25 protein-coding genes are annotated in these 19176 nt (G+C 48.4%); 8 read left to right on the forward strand and 17 right to left on the reverse strand.

Annotated elements, in window-relative coordinates:
• Positions 1–19: 19 nt before the first annotated feature.
• Both JOD01_RS17835 and JOD01_RS17840 read right to left on the reverse strand, forming a co-directional pair.
• Entirely contained in the window at positions 20–448 is a 429-nt protein-coding gene (locus JOD01_RS17835) for a CoA-binding protein (protein WP_204519649.1), read from the reverse strand.
• A 13-nt stretch (positions 449–461) separates the two neighbouring features.
• The gene (locus JOD01_RS17840; RefSeq protein ID WP_204519650.1) at positions 462–1958 is read right to left on the reverse strand and encodes a leucyl aminopeptidase; all 1497 of its coding nucleotides are present in this window, start codon (positions 1956–1958) and stop codon (positions 462–464) included.
• Positions 1959–2229: 271 nt separating this feature from the next.
• On the opposite strand from JOD01_RS17840, the gene JOD01_RS17845 reads away from it, so the two are divergent.
• Positions 2230–2709: a divergent PAP2 family protein gene (locus JOD01_RS17845; RefSeq protein WP_204519651.1), complete on the forward strand. Its 480-nt coding sequence runs from the start codon at positions 2230–2232 to the stop codon at positions 2707–2709.
• 52 nt (positions 2710–2761) lie between these two features.
• On the opposite strand, the gene JOD01_RS17850 is transcribed toward JOD01_RS17845, so the two are convergent.
• A complete protein-coding gene (locus tag JOD01_RS17850; protein ID WP_204519652.1) occupies positions 2762–3400 on the reverse strand; it encodes a 3D domain-containing protein in 639 nt (212 codons plus the stop codon).
• 163 nt (positions 3401–3563) lie between these two features.
• Here JOD01_RS17850 and JOD01_RS17855 point away from each other — a divergent pair, with 163 nt between their 5' ends.
• Entirely contained in the window at positions 3564–3737 is a 174-nt protein-coding gene (locus JOD01_RS17855) for a hypothetical protein (protein WP_204519653.1), read from the forward strand.
• Between the two features lie 78 nt (positions 3738–3815).
• Here JOD01_RS17855 and JOD01_RS17860 read toward each other — a convergent pair whose 3' ends face one another.
• Together JOD01_RS17860 and JOD01_RS17865 are read right to left on the reverse strand one after the other, a co-directional pair.
• A complete protein-coding gene (locus JOD01_RS17860) occupies positions 3816–4082 on the reverse strand; it encodes a YuiB family protein (RefSeq protein ID WP_204519654.1) in 267 nt (88 codons plus the stop codon).
• A 166-nt stretch (positions 4083–4248) separates the two neighbouring features.
• The gene (locus JOD01_RS17865; protein WP_204519655.1) at positions 4249–5442 is read right to left on the reverse strand and encodes an NAD(P)/FAD-dependent oxidoreductase; all 1194 of its coding nucleotides are present in this window, start codon (positions 5440–5442) and stop codon (positions 4249–4251) included.
• A 316-nt stretch (positions 5443–5758) separates the two neighbouring features.
• Here JOD01_RS17865 and JOD01_RS17870 point away from each other — a divergent pair, with 316 nt between their 5' ends.
• Both JOD01_RS17870 and JOD01_RS17875 read left to right on the forward strand, forming a co-directional pair.
• Entirely contained in the window at positions 5759–6763 is a 1005-nt protein-coding gene (locus tag JOD01_RS17870; RefSeq protein WP_420829102.1) for an NAD(P)/FAD-dependent oxidoreductase, read from the forward strand.
• 68 nt (positions 6764–6831) lie between these two features.
• On the forward strand, positions 6832–7089 hold the full coding sequence (locus tag JOD01_RS17875) for a hypothetical protein (protein WP_204519656.1): 258 nt from the start codon (positions 6832–6834) through the stop codon (positions 7087–7089).
• Positions 7090–7188: 99 nt separating this feature from the next.
• Here JOD01_RS17875 and JOD01_RS17880 read toward each other — a convergent pair whose 3' ends face one another.
• The 5 genes from JOD01_RS17880 to JOD01_RS17900 form a co-directional block, all read right to left on the reverse strand.
• Positions 7189–7830, reverse strand: coding sequence for a hypothetical protein (locus JOD01_RS17880; protein WP_204519657.1), 642 nt, complete (start codon positions 7828–7830; stop codon positions 7189–7191).
• A 19-nt stretch (positions 7831–7849) separates the two neighbouring features.
• On the reverse strand, positions 7850–8179 hold the full coding sequence (locus JOD01_RS17885; protein WP_204519658.1) for a hypothetical protein: 330 nt from the start codon (positions 8177–8179) through the stop codon (positions 7850–7852).
• A gap of 145 nt (positions 8180–8324) precedes the next feature.
• Positions 8325–8702: a cupredoxin domain-containing protein gene (locus JOD01_RS17890; protein ID WP_204519659.1), complete on the reverse strand. Its 378-nt coding sequence runs from the start codon at positions 8700–8702 to the stop codon at positions 8325–8327.
• A 103-nt stretch (positions 8703–8805) separates the two neighbouring features.
• Entirely contained in the window at positions 8806–9159 is a 354-nt protein-coding gene (gene erpA / locus JOD01_RS17895) for an iron-sulfur cluster insertion protein ErpA (RefSeq protein ID WP_204519660.1), read from the reverse strand.
• 125 nt (positions 9160–9284) lie between these two features.
• Complete coding sequence (locus JOD01_RS17900) at positions 9285–9506, reverse strand: aspartyl-phosphate phosphatase Spo0E family protein (RefSeq protein WP_204519661.1); 222 nt, start codon at positions 9504–9506, stop codon at positions 9285–9287.
• Positions 9507–9768: 262 nt separating this feature from the next.
• On the opposite strand from JOD01_RS17900, the gene mqnE (JOD01_RS17905) reads away from it, so the two are divergent.
• Both mqnE (JOD01_RS17905) and mqnE (JOD01_RS17910) read left to right on the forward strand, forming a co-directional pair.
• On the forward strand, positions 9769–10878 hold the full coding sequence (gene mqnE / locus JOD01_RS17905) for an aminofutalosine synthase MqnE (RefSeq protein WP_204519662.1): 1110 nt from the start codon (positions 9769–9771) through the stop codon (positions 10876–10878).
• A gap of 27 nt (positions 10879–10905) precedes the next feature.
• Complete coding sequence (gene mqnE / locus JOD01_RS17910) at positions 10906–12009, forward strand: aminofutalosine synthase MqnE (RefSeq protein ID WP_204519663.1); 1104 nt, start codon at positions 10906–10908, stop codon at positions 12007–12009.
• Positions 12010–12129: 120 nt separating this feature from the next.
• Here mqnE (JOD01_RS17910) and JOD01_RS17915 read toward each other — a convergent pair whose 3' ends face one another.
• Positions 12130–12393 carry a YuzB family protein gene (locus tag JOD01_RS17915; protein WP_204519664.1) on the reverse strand — a complete coding sequence of 88 codons (264 nt, stop codon included), beginning with the start codon at positions 12391–12393 and terminating at the stop codon, positions 12130–12132.
• 209 nt (positions 12394–12602) lie between these two features.
• Here JOD01_RS17915 and JOD01_RS17920 point away from each other — a divergent pair, with 209 nt between their 5' ends.
• A complete protein-coding gene (locus JOD01_RS17920; RefSeq protein WP_204519665.1) occupies positions 12603–13670 on the forward strand; it encodes an NAD(P)/FAD-dependent oxidoreductase in 1068 nt (355 codons plus the stop codon).
• 127 nt (positions 13671–13797) lie between these two features.
• On the opposite strand, the gene JOD01_RS17925 is transcribed toward JOD01_RS17920, so the two are convergent.
• From JOD01_RS17925 to cysK, 4 genes are all read right to left on the reverse strand, one after another.
• Entirely contained in the window at positions 13798–14139 is a 342-nt protein-coding gene (locus JOD01_RS17925) for a hypothetical protein (RefSeq protein WP_204519666.1), read from the reverse strand.
• Positions 14140–14326: 187 nt separating this feature from the next.
• Complete coding sequence (locus tag JOD01_RS17930; RefSeq protein WP_204519667.1) at positions 14327–14650, reverse strand: YuzD family protein; 324 nt, start codon at positions 14648–14650, stop codon at positions 14327–14329.
• A 14-nt stretch (positions 14651–14664) separates the two neighbouring features.
• The gene (locus JOD01_RS17935; RefSeq protein WP_204519668.1) at positions 14665–15798 is read right to left on the reverse strand and encodes a bifunctional cystathionine gamma-lyase/homocysteine desulfhydrase; all 1134 of its coding nucleotides are present in this window, start codon (positions 15796–15798) and stop codon (positions 14665–14667) included.
• A 1-nt stretch (position 15799) separates the two neighbouring features.
• The gene (gene cysK, locus JOD01_RS17940) at positions 15800–16720 is read right to left on the reverse strand and encodes a cysteine synthase A (RefSeq protein WP_204519669.1); all 921 of its coding nucleotides are present in this window, start codon (positions 16718–16720) and stop codon (positions 15800–15802) included.
• Positions 16721–16897: 177 nt separating this feature from the next.
• Between cysK and JOD01_RS17945 the strand changes: the two genes are divergently transcribed.
• Positions 16898–17125 (forward strand): NifU family protein, encoded by a 228-nt coding sequence (locus JOD01_RS17945; RefSeq protein WP_204519670.1) that lies wholly within the window; start codon positions 16898–16900, stop codon positions 17123–17125.
• A gap of 13 nt (positions 17126–17138) precedes the next feature.
• On the opposite strand, the gene JOD01_RS17950 is transcribed toward JOD01_RS17945, so the two are convergent.
• Together JOD01_RS17950 and JOD01_RS17955 are read right to left on the reverse strand one after the other, a co-directional pair.
• Positions 17139–18062 carry an alpha/beta hydrolase gene (locus tag JOD01_RS17950; protein ID WP_204519698.1) on the reverse strand — a complete coding sequence of 308 codons (924 nt, stop codon included), beginning with the start codon at positions 18060–18062 and terminating at the stop codon, positions 17139–17141.
• 46 nt (positions 18063–18108) lie between these two features.
• A complete protein-coding gene (locus JOD01_RS17955; protein ID WP_204519671.1) occupies positions 18109–19161 on the reverse strand; it encodes a hypothetical protein in 1053 nt (350 codons plus the stop codon).
• Positions 19162–19176 lie beyond the last annotated feature (15 nt).

Below are 19176 nucleotides of genomic sequence, written 5' to 3' on the forward strand. Positions count from 1 at the left end.
ATGCGCGCTTGTTTTTCTTTTACCGCTCGGGACGCAAAAGGGCGTGGTCAACTTTGATGCATTTATCCATAATCGCGGTAATCCCGTTTTGTTGCACCAATTCCGCCGCTTGCTCATTGAAGATGCCCTGCTGCAGCCAAAAAGCTTTCGGTTTTACTTTGACGGCGTCTTCGGCTACCGGCATGACTTCTTCACTTCGGCGAAACACATTGACAATATCGATCGGCTCGTCAATTTCGGTCAAGGAGGCAAACACCTTTTCTCCCAAAACCGTTTCCCCGGCAATTACCGGATTCACCGGGATGATCCGATATCCGGCATTTTGCATTGCTTGCGTTACCATATAGCTCGTTCGATCCGGTTTGTTGGACAATCCAACCACAGCAATGTTACGGGCTTCCGTCAACAGATTCCGACGCACCTCATCGCTCGGATTTTGAAAAGCCATCGACTTCACTCCTTTATTTTTCGCTTCGACTCAAAATAAACTGGGCGACTGATCGGGCCATCGCTCCGGTCGCTCCGCCCGGATGATAATCGGAAGCAGCATTGATATAAGCTGTTCCGGCGATGTCCAGATGCACCCACGGCGTCTCTTCTACAAACTCCTGTAAAAATACTCCGGCAATAATCGCATGTCCTTGTCGGCCACCGGAATTTTTCAAATCGGCTACCCGGCTTTTGTTCAACTGGCGATACTCTTCAAAAGTCGGCAACTGCCACAAACGTTCGCCCGCTTGCTCCGCTCCGGCAAGCAATTCGTTGACCAAAGACTGATCGTTGCTCATCGCACCGGTCGAAACCGCGCCCAACGCGACGACAACCCCCCCTGTCAACGTTGCACAATCGATCAGGCAGGAGACGCCTTGCATTTTGGCGTAGGTGATGCAGTCTGCCAGCACGAGCCGTCCTTCCGCATCGGTGGTAATAATCTCTACCGTCTTTCCGCTCATCGTCGTAATCACATCGCCCGGCTTAAAGGCTGTTCCGGACGGCATGTTTTCCACACAGCCGACGACGAGCATGACATTTGCCTTTGGCTTCAATCGACCGATTGCTTCCACCGCGCCCAATAAAGTGGCTGAACCGCCCATGTCCGATTTCATTTCTTCCATTCCGGCCACCGGTTTGATCGAGATCCCCCCCGTATCAAAGGTGACTCCTTTTCCGATCAAGCCGATGACATTGTCCCATGTTTCCCTGCCCTGATACTTGACCACCACCACATACGGAGGCTCGGCACTTCCCTGAGCCACACTCAATACTCCGCCCATGCCCAGTTCAGCCAATTTGTCTTTTTCCAAAACCTCATATGGCATGCCGTAGCGTTCGGCCACTTCCACGATCGCGTCTTTCAAGGCGCGCGGCGTCAAATAGTTGCTTGGTGTATTGGTCAGATCGCGGGCCAGATTGGTTCCCGTCGCCAATGCTTCGCCCTTCTTCACGCCGGCCGCGGCCGCAGCTTCTGTTTCAGCCGCAAACGGATAGATGCGCAAGGCGGCAATCGCCTTTTCCTGTTTCGGTTTTTGCCGATATCCTTCATAAGAGTAAGTTCCCAGCAAAAACGCTTCGGCGGCCGCTTGTGCCATCCGGTCGGTTTCGATTCCCGCCGCTTCCGGCAGCACCAGCGCGACCTGTTTGTCTTTTCCCTTCGCCCGCACTGTTTTCACTGCTTTGGCAAAAGCATCGCGAGCTTTGGTAAACGTCAGCTTGCCTTTTTCCCCCAAGCCAAGCAAAACAACTTTGTTGACTTTTAATTTGCCCAGCGTATGTATCACGGTTACATTGTTAGCTTCTCCCGCTTTTTCCTGCTCGATTACAGCGGCAAGCGATCCGCCAAAAGTTTCATTCAATCTGGCTAAATCTTCATGCAATGGTTCATCTTTGTACAGTGCCAGGATTAATTCATCGGCCTGCATCTGTTCCAGTTCTATTCTTTTTTCCACCGTCAGATTCATTCGCTCTTCCCTCTTTCTCATGAATAAGATACGATACCAATAAGAACGCTATTTTGTTCTGGCCGCTGTTACACAACCTAACAGTATGAGCTTTCCATCCGAACGGGCAAGTTGTCGAGACGCAGACAAAGCGGCAACAACTTCCACTTCTTTATCGTACCATATGAACGGGTTGTCCTGAAATCCCAACAGAAACTTTACGGATGATTCACTCCCGATTCTGTTACAATAATCTTACTAAGCTTACCCTGGAAAGGAACGATTCAACCGCATGTTAGAACTACTAGACAACTCGCCGCTATGGGCTGCTTTGCTTGCCATTGGAATTGCGCAATTTATCAAGATTCCTCTACATTTTCTCGCAGAAAGAACATGGAATTGGCCTCTGCTTTTCAGTACAGGGGGGATGCCCAGTTCTCATTCGTCCGCAGTTACCGCTTTGTCGACTGCCGTAGGGATACGCGAAGGATTCGGCAGCAGCGCCTTTGCGATTTCTGCGATCATTGGCATCATCGTCATGTTCGACGCTGCCGGTGTTCGCCGTCACGCCGGGATGCAAGCTGTTGTTTTAAATAAATTGGTGGAAGAGTTTAATCATATGCTGGAAGGCATGAAAACGTTCAAAGTTCGACCGAAAAACGAAAAAGCGCAAAAATTGAAGGAATTGCTGGGCCATCAGCCGATTGAAGTGTTAATGGGCGGCTTCTTGGGGATCATGGTAGCCTTGCTGTTTCACAGCCTTACCCGTTAAACCGCATAAAAAACAGCCCGTTGCGAGGAACGGGCTGCTCTCGTTTCTGACTTTATTCCTGCATTGCTTGGGCCATAGCCGCAAGCCCTTTTTCGTTCAACATATTCAGCATATTCTCGGTCACTTTTCCCGTACCTTTGTGAACGAGATAAACATCGACCGACTTTTTGCCCCACTGTTCAAACACGTCTTGTTTGGTGTTGAAATACAAATCGATTTTGTTGCCGCGGATCGCCCCGCCTTTATCGGCAACGACGCCATACCCGTAGCCCGGGATATAGAGAATCGTTCCTAGAGGAAAGACGCGCAAGTCGGCAGCAATCGTTGAATAGGCATCACGGCGTACCCGAACACCTGAATAGGTAATGCCGTATGAAGGATGGCTGGGCGATTTCCCGGTTGACTCAAAACCGGCAAAGTATCCGGTGGCCACGACCCTGATTTTCGGGAATTGATCAAGCATAATTTTATCTTCTTTCCATTTGTCATCTTTATCAATAACTTGAGTAAACGAACTGATCGAAACGGCCCTTTTTTTGACCATTTGCGTTCCTTCCCTCATCTCCTTCACGCCATACACCGTTTCAAAAGAATGGGCACCAATGAGATTGGAACTGAAGCTTTTTGGTGCGAACCCTCCAATGACCGTCAAGCAAATCGCCAAACAGACGATTCGTTTGTACCACTTCATTTTTGTAACCTCCTCTCGACTCTAGTAATGTCCAAATTCAGCAGTTATATACATAAATTGCTAGAGTTGCGGAAAATTTTGGGTAAATTTTTCGAGAAGAGGTTTGAATCGCTGCGTTTTTTCCCAAACTAATACTAATTCTGTAAGTGAAGGAGATGGTCAAATGGAACTTTCATTAAGCTCTGAACAAGTGCGAGAAAGAATTAGACAACTTCACGAGCAAGGGACAAATCTATCGAAAAAATCGGTAAAGGCTCAAGATCCTGAATTGATGCGGCACGCCCTCTTTTATTACCCCTCCTGGGAGAGCGCCATCAAAGCATCGGATATCAGTTAACAGTCAGCTTCAACAACCCGTTAGCAAACAAAAAGAAGGCACAGCATCGTGCCTTCTTTTTTCATTTGCGTTCATCCGTTAAAACATGCGATATCCTTTTTTCCGCAGCGTATGAATCGTTAAGCCACTGGCGATTGTCCCCGCCATCCCAAAAGCAAGGATGATGACGTCGATCAGCCCGGGAACAATCTGGTTATAGGCAAGTGCGCCCACAATCACAATGATCGCCACTGCAACCGGCAACCATGTCGTACGTAATATCATGTTTAAGATGAACCCGATCCCAAACCCCAAAACACAGAACAAAACAATGGAAATAACAAATTGAATCGGACTTAGCGGCATGATCGATAACCCTCCAGTACCTAGCTACAGCTTTAGTGTAACGAAAAGAAAGAAATGGGTCAATTTGAAATCGCTGCCGATTTGGCCAGATGAATCGCAGGCAGGAAGCATAAGCAAAAAACAGCAAAAGGGGAGGAATCGATCCTCCCCTCGTCGTCGGCATTCGCTACAGTTTCGCTTTTTTCAACGCCAAACCAACGCCGCCGAGTTTGTACAAATAGCGCAAGTCGCTGGCTTTTTTCATTAAAGCCGCGCTGGAACCAAACAATTTTTTGTTCCCAAACACGATCCCGATTCCTTCGCCTTTTCCCAAGGAAGCCAGCGTTCCTTGCAGATGAGGAACAAATGGCGTCATTTTGCCGCCGCGAATCAGGGCAGCCAGATTTTGTGCGCAATTTTCCCCTTCTTGTACAGCGATCTGTGCAGTCGGAGGATATGGGCGTCCTTGGTCGTTAAAGATCAAGGCACAGTCCCCCACGACAAAGACATCTTCATGGCCAGGCGCACGCAAATATTCATCGACCTTCACACGCCCGCGGGCAACTTCAAAGCCGGCTGCCTCCACGATGCCATTGCCGCGAACACCGCCCGTCCAAACAACGGTTCCCGCTTTGATCTCTTCACCGGTAGCAAGCACGACCCCTTCTGGTGTGCATTGTTTGATCGGGGTATTGATTTTGAACTCCACGCCTTTATTGGACAAAACTCTCGTGGCATACTCTACCAGATCCGCGTCGAAGCCAGGCAGCGCTGTCGGTGCGGCCTCGATATTATAAATTTTCACCAATGACGGATCTACTTCGTATTCTTTGCAAAGTTCAGGTATCCGGTCAGACAACTCGCCGGAGAATTCAATCCCGGTAAAGCCGGCGCCCCCGATCACAAAGGTGAGATAGTCGGTGCGCGTCGGATCGTTTTTATACTTGGCAAACATATACTCGATATGTTCACGAATTTGCCGTACGGAGTTGAGGCTGCGGATGCTGAAAGCATGTTCGCGCAATCCCTCGATCCCAAAAGTCTCCGGTTCACTTCCCAAGCCGATGACCAAATAGTCATAGGAAAGGGTTTCGCCGCTCTCCAGCGTGACCGTCTTCGCTTCCCGCTGAATGCTTTTGACCGTTCCTTTCACAAAATTCACTTTGGTTTTGTCAAGAATCGTATCCAGGTCAACACGGGCATGTTCAATCGGTGCCGTACCGGCAGCAGGCTCGTGAAGCCAGGTGGTAATAAAGTGGTAGTCGTGTTTGTTTACCAAAGTGAGTTCCGCTTCATTGTAATTCAATTTTTGCTGTAAGCCTAGAGTGGTCAGAAGCCCCCCATACCCAGCTCCCAGAACAAGAATTTTGGGTCTGCTCATCATGATCCCTTCCAATCTTCACCTTTTTTAAGAATCAGCGAGGCTGTGCTTCTTTTCACAAATAAACTACGCTTACTATGCCCTGAACGTTTGTTAAAATATGCTTCGAGTCCATCGTCTATTGAGCTGTGAAAAAAAGCACAAAACAACAAAAAAAATGTCAAGAAATTGACTTAGTTCATTTCCATATTAGCAGGTGAACGCCACATTTTGCAAGAAAATTTTCCCTTCTCCCCCTTTTGGTGCATAACGCTAAAATACGTTATGATTGCATATAGTAACTTACGAAGCCTAAACGAAAAATGAGGTGTTAACTATGGAAAAATTGCCAACGGACGAGCAGATTTATGACGTTACCATTGTGGGCGGTGGACCCGTTGGTTTGTTCGCTGCTTTTTACGGCGGAATTCGGCAAGCTCGTGTAAAGATCATCGAAAGCATGCCCCAGTTGGGCGGCCAGCTCGCCGCTCTCTACCCTGAAAAATATATTTACGATGTGGCCGGTTTTCCACGAATTCGCGCCCAAGAACTTGTCGAAAATCTCAAACAGCAAATCAGCAAGTTTGCTCCGACCGTGTGCCTGGATGAGAAAGTGGAGCATGTGTCCAAAAAAGCCGATTTGTTTGAGATCACTTCCAACAAAGGCGTTCACCTCTCCCGCACGATCATCATTACCGCCGGAGTAGGTGCCTTTGAACCGCGGCGGCTTGAACATCCCGCCGCCGCCCACTTTGAACAGTCCAACCTTCATTATTTTGTTACGGACTTGAACTCCTTTCGCGGACAGCGTGTAGCCGTCATCGGCGGAGGTGATTCCGCGGTTGACTGGGCCCTGATGCTGGAGCCGATTGCCTCCGAAGTGACATTAATCCATCGTCGCGACAAATTTCGCGCCCACGAACATAGCGTCGAACAACTGAAAGCCTCCCGCGTGAATATTGCTACTCCTTTCGAAATCAAGGAAATTCACGGAACCGATCGAATCGAAGCGATAACCATCGAGAATGCGGCTACCAACGAACAGCGTCAGCTGCCGCTGGATGCGGTGATCGTCAACTTTGGCTTTATCTCTTCGTTAGGCCCGATTAAAAATTGGGGGTTGACCTTGGAGAAAGGCAGCATTGTCGTCAATTCCAAAATGGAAACAAACATTCCGGGAATATATGCCGCCGGCGACATTACCACCTATCCCGGGAAAGTGAAATTGATCGCCGTCGGATTTGGCGAAGCGCCTACGGCGATCAATAATGCCATTGCCTATCTGAATCCGGATGCGCGTCTGCACCCCGGCCATTCTTCCAGCATGGATCAATTTGCCTAAAATCGATCGGTTCGGCCGTATAGAGACGGAACCCATTGCGCAAAGTAGGGACAAAGGAGGCGGAACGCGTGAATTACATCTGTCCTGTCTGCAATGGGTTCAGCAATTTTAACAGTCACTGCAAGACATGCGGTCTTCCTTTGGATGATTGTGGCCGGATTTATGACTTTTACGGCGATTACAGCCCTTACCGACCGATCGACGATTCCAAACTGACCAACGGCTATCCCGATTTGAAACAACATCAATGTCTGCATTTGGGCTTCTGTCCAAACTGCCAACGGGAGCAAATCATTCCGCTTCAGGAGAGAAGCGAATTTAAATAATCAGCCCGGATCGCGACAAAAGCGAGGCAATCCTTCTCCGTTTTTTCACTGGTACGGAATGGTTTTGCCTCGCTCCTTGTTATTCGGTCACAGCTGCCTCTATTTGCTTTTCGGTTGCCCCAAAGTTTGCGCCAACTGCTTGTTCCCTTCGTTCAGTTCCTCCAGCAGTTTGGGCAAGACGGCCTTGATGGCCGCTTCATCCCGGGCTGCGACGGCCTGATCAAATTGCTCATGGACGGGTCTGTATTTTTCCCGAACCGCTTTCCACTCTTTTCTCATCCGTTTGTAGTCTTGCGGCAAATTTTTCTCTTTCCACGCATGCAATTGCTCTCTCATTTCTTCCCGGCTGATTGCGCCGCTTTCCGCCTTCTTGTGCAGATCCTCCGACAATTGCTTGTATTGCTCCCGCAGTTTTTGGTAAGCAGGATCTTTTTTCATCTGTTCCCTGCGTGTCCTGATTTCCTGCATCAACCGCTCCTGTTCGGCAAAGGCTGCTTTCCAGCTTTCTACGCTGTCCGGCGCATACTTCTCCGCCAAAAGCTGCAAATACAGTTGCCGATGGGGTCCCAGATGGAAGCTGGAGCGAAAATGTTCCCGATGATGGACCGCTGCTCGCTGTCCATGCCCCGTATGTTGATTGCCCTCCATTCCAGGCACAGTTTCCGCGTAAGCTGCGACCGGCAATGCCAATGAAACAAGCAAACTGGCTGTTAGCAAGAACTTCGCTTTCCGACGTATCATCTTGATCAACTCCTGTTCGTTAGTCTGGCCGGTTTTGCTGATTCAGTTTAAACTGATCGACAATCCCCATTTGTTCAAGCCTCGTCTTCGTTTCGACAGTCCCGGTCGTATACAGCATGTTGTAGGCGTCGCGAAGGATGCTGTCATAGGTTTTGTTGTCATCTTCTCCTACCTCAGTGAACAGTACATGGCCGTGCAGAAAGGAATCAAAATCGACAGTAAATGCTTCCTGAAACATCTTGCGCAGTTCAAGAGCCTGTTCCGGTGAAGCCTCAATCTCAAAATCATAGGTACTGTTCGATCCAGGGGTCGCCTCCCTGATCTCGGCTACTTTGGTTCCTGCCTGCAAGGTGACGTAATAGCGCTTTTTCTCCAGTTGGCATCGCTCCTTTCATCTAGTTAATATGTACGAACAGAAGGAAATTCATGTAAAAAAAAATACCTCCAACCAGCCCTTGTCCAAGGCAGGCAGAAGGTATTCTTTCTTGACGGAACTATTGCACGACAATTTTGGCGACCATTTTTCCGTGATCGGGGCCGCACGTGACATTGCAGTAAGCCAGATATTCACCGGGATGGGGAAACGTGACGTTCACACTTCCCTCTTTTTCAATGCTGACCTCCGTTCCGTCGATGGCCAAGCCGTGATATCCGTCAACGGAGCGAAAGTTGATCGTCACCGGCGCATTTGCTTTCACGGTATATTGCTGCTGACGAAACTGCCAATTGCTCGCTTCTATATTCAGGACGTTCTCCCCTGTCGTTGGCGCCGAGGAAACCGGTGAAACCGGGGCGCTCGTTTGCTTATCCCCACAACCCGCCAGTAACAGGAGAACGGCGATGATGGCAGCGGCGTACATTCTTTTGTTCATGGAGCACCTTCTTTTCACTAAAAATTCAAAAAGCCAAATGGCTGAACACAAAAAAACCTCTCAAACGGTCTGTCCAACCGCTCGAAAGGTTCCGCTTCCAAACTCAATCGCATTTCTCTGCGTTCCCCGCAGCTGTTGCTGTGCGGAATGAAGAACCGCATCCACAAGAAGCAATCGCATTCGGGTTATGGATCGAAAAACCGCCGCCCATCATCGATTCCTTGAAGTCGATTTCCGTACCGTCTATATACTGGATGCTATCTTTATCGACAACGATTTTCACGCCGTTTTGTTCAAACGTTTGGTCGCCTTCCTTCAGTTCCTGATCCCAACCCATCCCATAGGTAAAACCGCTGCAACCGCCGGGACGAACACCTACCCGAAGGAAAGTATTCGGGCTTTCCGTGGCAATCATTTCTTTTACTTTCTGCGCTGCCTGTTCTGTTAACGTGATCATACAGTTCCCTCCTTACAGGCTTCCAGATACCTTGCTGAATCGCATCTGTACTCTTAAGTATACTCCGAAACACCGCTTCTAACAAGGCTACGTCATACCTGCAAGTGTAAGCATCATTTGTTTTGTCAGGCAAAGTTCGCCTTGTTTTCCAATATATAAAAACCGTACGTTTTACTCTTGCTTTCAACCTTAGACAAGCTATGATCCATTTCGATAAGTTGATTGTGAAGTTGGTCGATTCTTTTGCTGTATTCCAGTACATCAGGATGATCCAAGCCACATTCTAAACCGATTTTAACCATTTGCTGTCGAAGGAGTTCGATTTTTTCAAGCAATTTGTCACGCAAGATAATCTCCTCCCACTCTCGTAACATCTTTATCGCTTATTTTACAGGAATGAATGGGGATTAGCAAACATATTTTCCCAGTAGCAAGCGTTTGTCAATAGTGGTGATTTGCCGGATCTTGTATTTTCTTCCTGAGAACTGCGACACTTTGTCGAGTCGCTTTGTCGAGCGTTATGTTGTTCCCTTGTCAAAAGAGTTTTATAATGAAAATGGTTTATTTCCATGTTTTTCACTTGTGTAGCTTCCAGAGAGGAGAAAAAGTATGACGTTGATTAGCACACGCCATTCCTTGCAAGACATCGAAGAAAAGGTCGTTCGTGGCGAACGCTTGTCATTTGATGACGGCATGCGGTTGTTGACTTCCCCTGACCTGCTGACTGTTGGTCGACTGGCGGATTATGTACGCCAGCAAAAGAACGGCGACAATGTTTATTTCATCGTAAATACCCACCTAAACTATACGAATGTATGCTATTTGGACTGCAAATTGTGTGCATTTGGGTTGAAACCGGACGATCCCCGCTCTTATTCGCTGTCGCTTGAGCAAATCAAAGCGAAATACGAGCAGATGAAAGGGAAAGGTTTTACCGAGTTACATATTGTGGGCGGTGTTAATCCAAAACTTCCGTTCGAGTACTACGAAGAAATGATCCGGATGGCGGTGGACATTTTGCCAGGAATTCATGTCCAGGCGTTTACCGCAGTGGAAATCGACTACCTCGCACGCGTCGCAAAATTGAGCGTGGAAGAGACAATCCACCGTCTGCGCAAAGCCGGCCTTGGGTCGATTCTTGGCGGTGGTGCGGAAGTGTTCGATCCGGAAATCCGCAAAATCATCTCCGGCCATAAGACGAGCGCTGACCGGTGGTTTGAGATTCACGACATCACCCACCAACTGGGCATGAAATCAAACGCTTCTATTCTATATGGCCACATTGAAAAACCGGAACACGTGATCGACCATTTCATTCGCCTGCGGGAGCATCAAGACCGGACAAACGGCTTCAACGCTTTCTTCGCCTTCGCGTTTCAACCAGCCAACACCAAACTGGCTGCCGAGTACAACATTTCCGGAGAAACGACCGGCTACAATGACTTGCGCATGCTTGCCGTCGCTCGCCTGATGCTGGACAATTTTCCGCATATCCGCGCTTTTTGGATGATGATTGGGCTCAAACTGGCGCAGGTTTCCCTGAACTTTGGCGTCGATGATCTGGACGGAACGGTTATGGAAGAGCAGATCATCCACGCTGCCGGAAACACGGCCAATCAAATGACTCCGAAAACGAGCTTTATCAATATGATCAAAGAAGCCGGCCGGATACCAGTCGAACGTGATACGCTTTACAATGTCGTGAAAATACACAATTAATCTAATTGGACAGGATGTGACCAAATTATGGAAATTCAAACTTTGGCAACACAAGATAAAAGTTTATTGTCTATTGCAGAAAAAGTAGTCAACGGTGAACGTCTCAGCCTGCAGGACGGACTAGCTCTTTATGAATCTTCCGACCTGTTGACGATCGGACAGCTGGCCGATATGGTCAATCAACGCAAAAACGGCGATAATGTCTATTTTATCCAAAATTTGTATATTAACCCAACCAACGTTTGCGAGGCCCATTGCAAATTTTGCGGATTCCGCCGCGATCTCGGCGAAGACGGCGCGTATACGATGAACAAGGAAGAATTGCTCCATTATGTCGAAAGCCGCATTCATCCCGGCATCCGCGAATTTCATATCGTTGGCGGACATAATCAGCACCAGCCGTTCGAATATTATGTAGATACCGTACGGACGTTGAAACAAGCGTATCCTCACGTTACGATCAAAGCGTACACCGGGGCTGAAATCGAATTTTTCTCCCGTATCTCCGGCCTGTCCTTCCGTGAAGTCATCCAGGAATTGATGAAAGCCGGCCTGGAAAGCTTGACCGGTGGCGGCGCGGAAATCTTGACCGAGGAATATCGGTTGAAAATGAGCCCGGAAAAAGCGAGCACCGACGATTGGTTAGCTGTCCATCGCACAGCGCATGAGCTCGGTCTGCGCACTCACTCGACCATGCTGTACGGCTCCATCGAGACATATGAGGAACGACTCACCCATATGATCCGGATTCGCGAACTGCAAGACATTACGAATGGCTACCTTGTGTTTATTCCGCTCGCAGTTCAGCCGAAAAAGGCGACGGCTGGCATCAAACGCCGCACGTCCGCAATCGACGATTTGAAAACAATCGCGATCAGTCGTTTGATGGTCGATAATGTCCCGCATATCAAGGCATATTTTATCAATATCGGTACGCAGTTGACCCAGGTATCTCTCCGCATGGGCGCGTCAGACGTCCATGGTACCTTGATTGAAGAGAGAATCAGCCACTCCGCCGGAGCGCTCACCCAACAAGCGTTGACCGTGGATGAACTGGTCTGGCTGATTAAAGGAGCCGGCAAACGGGCGCTGGAACGCGACACGTTCTATAACGTTGTAAAAGAATATTAATCCGCCAAAGGAAGACCACGATCTGCCTTTCCTTTCGCCAAACCGACAAAAAAAAACACGCTGCCGTAGCTTGACGCTCGGCTGCGTGTTTTTCTGTATTGGCTCAAGCAAGGTTTCCGCTTAAAACGGAAAATCTTGATTGAACGCTTCTTCATCTTCGCGGATTTTTTGCTTAATCTTTTCGTATAGCTCTTCAGCAGTCTCTGCTGCCACATAATCACCATTAACCAGTGCAAACGGAGCCATATAACATTCTCCACAATGTCCCAGGCATCCATATTCAACGACATCAACATCGAGTTCTGTGTCTTGTTCCAACCTTTCCATTACGCTTTGCGTATAGGAGGAGAGATTGCTGGAACAAAATTCCACTAATGGCTTCATCTTTTATCACCTAACTTTTTGCCTAAGCCAGTGGCGTCTGTCAACTTTTTTGCTCAATATATTTATTTTACCTTGTTCCCGATAAAAATCCAGAGCCATCGTGTGGTAAAAAGATTCTGCTTGCAATTTTGATTAATTGAGACTAAAAATAGAATGGGAAAATAAAAAATGGAATTTTAAATTCGGAACAAGAAAGGACTAGTGACTTTATGAAGCGACTTGTTATTCTTGGCGGCGGTTATGGAGGATTACGAATTATCGAACGGGTTCTCACTCCTGATTTGCCTGACAATGTTTCCGTTACACTGGTCGACCGGATGCCTTTCCATGGTTTAAAGACAGAATACTACGCTTTGGCTGCAGGAACTGTCCCCGAAGCGGACGTTCGCGTGCCTTTCCCCAATGATCCTCGGCTTACGATTAAATACGGTGAAGTGACCCAAATCCAGTTGGAAGAACAGGCGGTTGCTTTCGCCAACGGCGATTTGCTCGAATACGACTGGCTTGTGATCGCACTTGGCTGTGAAGACCGCTATCATAACATCCCGGGAGCCGATCAATACACCCACTCTATTCAAACTTTGGGGGCAACGCGAAAAACGTATGCTGCCGTCAACAATGTGAAGCCGTATGGACAAATCACCATTGTCGGTGGCGGCCTGAGCGGTGTCGAAATCGCCTCAGAATTGCGCGAAAGCCGTCCTGATCTAAACATTCGCTTGCTTGACCGCGGCGAAAACATTTTAAGCCCATTCCCGAGAAAACTGCAAAATTATGCTTCGCAATGGTTTATGGAACATGATGTCCAATTGATTTCCAAAGCGAGTGTCAACCGTGTCGAGCAAGGCGTTGTCTATAATCACGATCAACCGCTCGACAGCGATGTGATTGTTTGGACAGCGGGCATTCAGGCCAACCGGATTGTACGGGAAATGCCGGTGGAACAAGATGCCGCAGGCCGTACCGTTTTGAACCAATATCATCAAATTCCGACCCATCCAAATGTCTATGTCGTTGGCGACTGTGCCGCTTTGCCGTTTGCTCCCAGTGCCCAACTCGCCGAGTTTCAAGGGGAACAAATCGCACTGATCTTGAACAAAGACATCAAAAATGAAGACTATCCAGCCTGCTTGCCGGAAATCAAATTAAAAGGAACGCTCGGTTCACTTGGCAAAAAAGAAGGTTTTGGGATCATGGGAAAAGTTTCGCTCGTCGGACAAATGCCGCGCGTAATGAAGAGCGGTGTACTGTGGATGTATAAACGACATCTCGGATAAACCGCTGCTGACAAGAACCAAACAAGCGAAGCCTTCGTCAGCGATACGTTGCCTGCTTCGCTTTCATTTCTTTTGCATGTCAATTCTCCCTGCAATTATATCAAGTTTGTTTATATTCTTTTCCTTCTTATTGTTTTTCTACACGAATGACGGGGACTTGCTTGACATGAAACGTCCCTTGCAAAAGCTCATCAGAGATTACCTTTAGTTTCAGCATACTGTTGATCTTCGCGGCATCCGCTTTGGAGAGCAGCCGCCAAAGGGCAGCATCCGGCAAAGCATCATATAATTTTTGATCATCATATTCACGCCGGTGTTGATTGTGGATCGTCAGTTTATACTCACCCGCTTCGATGACTTGGTCTTCTCTGCATTCCGCCAAAATTTGTTGGCGCAACTGCTCGATTTCACTTTCTGTCGCTTTTTGCAGTTGCTTTAATTGATAATATCTTGCCAGTTTTGCTTCCATTTATTGTTTCACCTTCCCCTCCGGATATCTTTATAAAATTATGTATGACGTTTTGAACTAGAACAAAAGAAAGAAAGCTGCCGACATTCCATCGGCAGCTTTCTTTCTTTTGTTCTCAACAAGCAGCTCTGCTCGGTTCCCTTTGCCCAACGGCTCCTTGCATATTTTCTTTGCAGCACAGCAAAGTTTAAGATGCTTCCAGGGGTTGTAAGCCAAGCTGCTCCAACTTTTGGCAGACATCTTTTAACTTTGGATTTCCCTCACCGACAATTTCCCCGGAAATTACGACAAGCGGATACCACAAATCTTCATTCAAAATGCGTTCTGCCCAGTATTTGTCTGCTTCTGTCTCAGCCTGTTGAAAATCACAGTAATCGACACGAATTGCATGCGCTCCATATTTTCTGCTCAGTGCAGCATCCAACCATTCTGCGGTTTCCTTTGCAGAAGGCAAATTCACACAGCTTGCACATAACTGTTCGGTTCCGTACACCTTGATTTCGATGCTCATTGGCAGCTTCCTTTCTAGGAAAGGGCTTGATCAAGATCTTCGATGAGATCTTCGACATCCTCAATTCCTACAGAAATTCGGATCAAGCCGTCGGTAATTCCCAGTTCTGCCCGCCGCTCAACCGGAATCGAAGCATGTGTCATTCGGGCAGGAACACTAATCAAGCTTTCCACTGCTCCCAACGATTCCGCTAAAGTAAACCATTTTACTTTGCTCAGCACTTGATCCGCTCTTTCGCCGCTTCCGACATCAAACGAAATCATCCCGCCAAAACCACGCGCCTGTTTTTTCGCCAATTCGTGGCCAGGATGGCTTTCCAATCCGGGATAAAGCACGCGTTTCAAGTCTTTCCGTTCACTCAACCATTTCGCCAATGTACGCGCATTCGCTTCGTGCTCTTCCATGCGGATTCCCAATGTTTTCATCCCGCGCAGCAACAGCCAGGAATCTTGCGGCCCCAGTACGCCGCCTACCGCGTTTTGCAAGAAATGTAAATCTTCGCCAACTTTTGCATCCTTGGTCACAACCAAGCCTGCTACAACATCGCTGTGTCCGCCCAAATATTTGGTGGCACTGTGGTAAACGATATCCGCGCCCAGATCAAGCGGATTTTGCCAATACGGTGTCAGGAAGGTATTGTCCACGATCAGCAGCAGATTTTTCGCTTTGGTCAAACTGGCCAAGGCGGCAATATCCGTAACCTTCAACAACGGATTGGTCGGTGTCTCGATGATGACCGCTTTCGTTTCAGGACGAATCGCTTCCTCCACTGCGCCCAAATCACTCGTATCAATAAAAGAAGCATCCAGACCTAAACGGGTAAATACCCGGGAAATCACGCGGAAAGTTCCGCCGTAGACATCATCGCCGACAATCAGATGATCGCCTTTGTCAAACATCGACAAGATGGTGGACAGCCCAGCCATACCGGAACCAAACGCCAACCCTCTCGCACCATTTTCCAATTCGGCGATGTACGTTTCCAAAGCATGTCTCGTCGGGTTCCCCGTACGAGAATATTCATAGCCTTTATGTTTGCCAATCGCTTCCTGTTTGTAGGTGCTCACTTGATAAATCGGTACGGAAACCGCTCCCGTATGGGGATCTCCATCTACTCCTCCATGGATCAATCGTGTTTTGATACGCATCTTATAGCCCTCCTTGGTATATTTTTTTGCTTAAGTATCGTTCGCTGCTGTCCGGAAAAATCATGACGATATGGGAACCCGGTTTCGCCGTTTTGGCCTCGCGCAGACCAGCTGCCAATGCCGCTCCCGACGAACTGCCCGCCAAAATCCCTTCTTTGGCCGCCAATTGTTTGACCAGTTCAAAAGCTTCCTCGTCGGAAATGGTATGAATCGCATCAAAGTAGCTGGTATCCATAAATGGAGGCAAAAACTCCATCCCGATTCCTTCTGTTTTATGTGGACCCGATTCGCCGCCATTCAGAATGGAGCCTACCGGTTCAACAATCACTGTTTTTACCGTCGGGTTTTGTTCCTTCAAATAGCGGGCACTCCCCATAAAGGTTCCGCCTGAACCGGCTCCAGCAACAAATATGTCCACTTGCCCATCCATCTGTCTCCAGATTTCCGGTCCAGTTGTTTTATAATGTGCCTCCGGATTGGCCGGATTAGCAAACTGCTGCGGTACGAAAGAGCCAGGAATTTGCGTTGCCAATTCCTGCGCTTTGGCGATCGCTCCCTGCATCCCTAATTCGGTCGGGGTGTTGACCACTTCCGCACCCAACGCACGCATCAATTCTTGCTTCTCCTCGGAAAATTTTTCCGGTACACAAAAAATAACCCGGTAGCCCGTACCGACCGCTGCCAGCGCTATGCCGATCCCGGTATTTCCTGCTGTCGGTTCGATAATCGTTCCACCTGGTTTCAACTGTCCGCTTGCCTCTGCAGAACGAATTAACTCCATGCCCAAGCGATCTTTTACACTTCCGCCCGGGTTAAAGTACTCCAGCTTGGCGAACAAGCGCACGCCTTCGGGTGAAAAAGCAGTAAGTTCGACAATGGGTGTATTCCCGATTAAATCTTTGACACTTCGATTGACGTTCACGGTATCCCTCGTTTCCTTGTAATGCCATGAATATTATAGCATGTTCATCACAGAAAAACTCCATTCACCGTTGCTTTCCTGACACTTTTCTGCACTTTGTCAAGGAAAACGGTATGCATTGTCATGGATTTTCTGCGTAAAGCGATTTATAATAAAAAGGTGAAAGGAGTGAGTACTATGGAATTGTATGATCAAGTTGAAGAAGTTTTAGATAAACTGCGTCCTTATCTGCAACGTGACGGTGGAGACGTGCAACTCGTTGATGTGGAAGACGGTATTGTTAAGCTCCGTTTGATGGGAGCATGCGGCAGCTGCCCTTCCTCAACCATCACCTTGAAAGCAGGGATTGAACGCGCCCTGTTTGAAGAAATTCCGGGAATTGTCGAAGTTCAACAGGTATTCTAACATATTCTGCCCCCTACCTTACAGGGGGCAGTTTTCTTTTTAAAAAGGCCTGAACCGTTTGCACATAACGCTTTGGCTGGCTGGCATAGCTTCGCACATGTCCGGAAGCGGGAACAAGCCATAGCTCGGCGGTTCGCTTGTCAGATAGTTCGTACAAGTTTTTGCTGTTCTCCCAGGGAATCGTCGTATCGGCCCGGCCATGAATAAATAAAACGGGGCACGAGACCAACCGCTGGACGGCTTGCCAAGGATTTACGGCTTCCGGATCTATTCGCATCAGCCACGGAATCAGCTTCATGATCAACCAGTTAAACGGAAAACGCGGCAAGCCTGTCCATACCGACAAATTTTCCCGTAAATAAGCCGGTAAAGAGTAGAACGGAGAGTCGGCGATCACGGCATTGATCCTCGGTTCCCGAGCAGCGGCAAGCAGAGCGGTTGCGGCTCCCATCGAAAAGCCGATCAATCCGATTCCCCGCTCGGCAAACCGTTGTTTGACGTAATCAACCGCCCCCAACAAATCGTTTTGTTCGAACAACCCAATCGTGGTCACGTTTCCTTCCGACATTCCCGCATTGCGAAAGTCGAACATCAACACATCGTAACCGGAACCCAACAGCTCTTTTGCCAGTGATAGCGCCGGCAAATGCGGTTCCAATCGATTTTGGCTATATCCATGAGCAAAAATCAGCGTATAGCCGCTGTCGCTCTGGCCGTTTGCCTTAGCGGAAAAATACCAGCCCCGCAACAACAGACCATCTTGCCTGCTTGGAAAGGCGATTTCTTCATAAACGTCGATCCCGTACTGTTCGGGACGAACCGCGACCGGTTTGCGCGGCGGGTGAGTCAGCTTCCAGCCGACAACAAGCGACAATACCGCCGCAACCAACACGCTCAACAACATCATGCCTCCGACGAAAAGCACAATCAGCTCCATACCTGCCAAAGAAAGCTCCTTTCCACATAAGCGCATGGGCACCGGTTCAACGATCGCTTGTTCTCCTCAGCCAATCGATCGTCGGAATCGTTACCCCGTACCGACTTTTGACCAGATGGGGAAAGTGACAGAGTAGTTCCTCCAGCTCCGTCAATTCCTCGTTCATTATCTCTTTCCAGTGTCCGGCATCTACTTCTGTTTTTTCATCATGCGGCAGATTCCGGTACATGTCAACGAGCTTGAAATACCGTCCCGGATAAAGCAACATGGCATACAGCAATGGATATTCCTGATCGAGCAGAGGAGAACTGCTGTTGTAACCGTCAAGAAATTGCGCAACAGTTTCCGGACGCCAGCCATTTCGCCGCGTCTCCGCCTTGATCCATTGTCCGATATCGCGAGTGCGCGTATCAATCACCCACTGCCATTCGCCGATCAGATGAAACGAACCGTTTTCATCAAACAAAATATATCCTTCATCAAAATTTTGATAGGCAATTTTTCCGTATGCTTCCGCTTCTTTGCACACTTTTGCGTAATGCTGATCGAGCAAATATTGAACGGACAAATCGCCCAGCTGATACAGATACGTAAAGCTGGTCAGCAGCAATTCATCAAACGGCGTAATCTCTTCCTTCGCCTGCTCCAGCTCGTCGCGGTACAAGGCAAAATGGGTCAGTTTTTTCCTCCACATCTTCGGCCAACTTCCCAACGAACTGTACGGAGCAAACAACCGGTCGCCTGAAAAATTGCCGGTCGCCCGATGAAATTGCGCCAATGCATGGCCATAGGCAAACGGCTGATTGTCGAGCGCTGCCTCGCGCACGCCCAGATAGCAGTAATACAGCTCATCGTCGACGATAAAGTAATGTTGCCCTTTAAACGTTTGCGACGCTGTCAATACGGACGGTCCCTCCGTTCGCTGCAGGTGTTTCTTGACCCGTTCAATAAATTTGCTTTTGTAGCGATAGATGGCCGGTACACTTTGCAAATAGTATTGGCCTATGTCCGTATGTAAATAGGTCGTGCCGCCCGCTTCCCGATAATCGATCAGTTCAAACCCATACTGTTCAGCCAACGCTGCTTTTATCGCTTCCATCCACTTCGTCCCTCC

It is taken from the genome of Brevibacillus fulvus, from assembly GCF_016908525.1.
Taxonomy (GTDB): Bacteria; Bacillota; Bacilli; order Brevibacillales; family Brevibacillaceae; genus Brevibacillus_G; species Brevibacillus_G fulvus.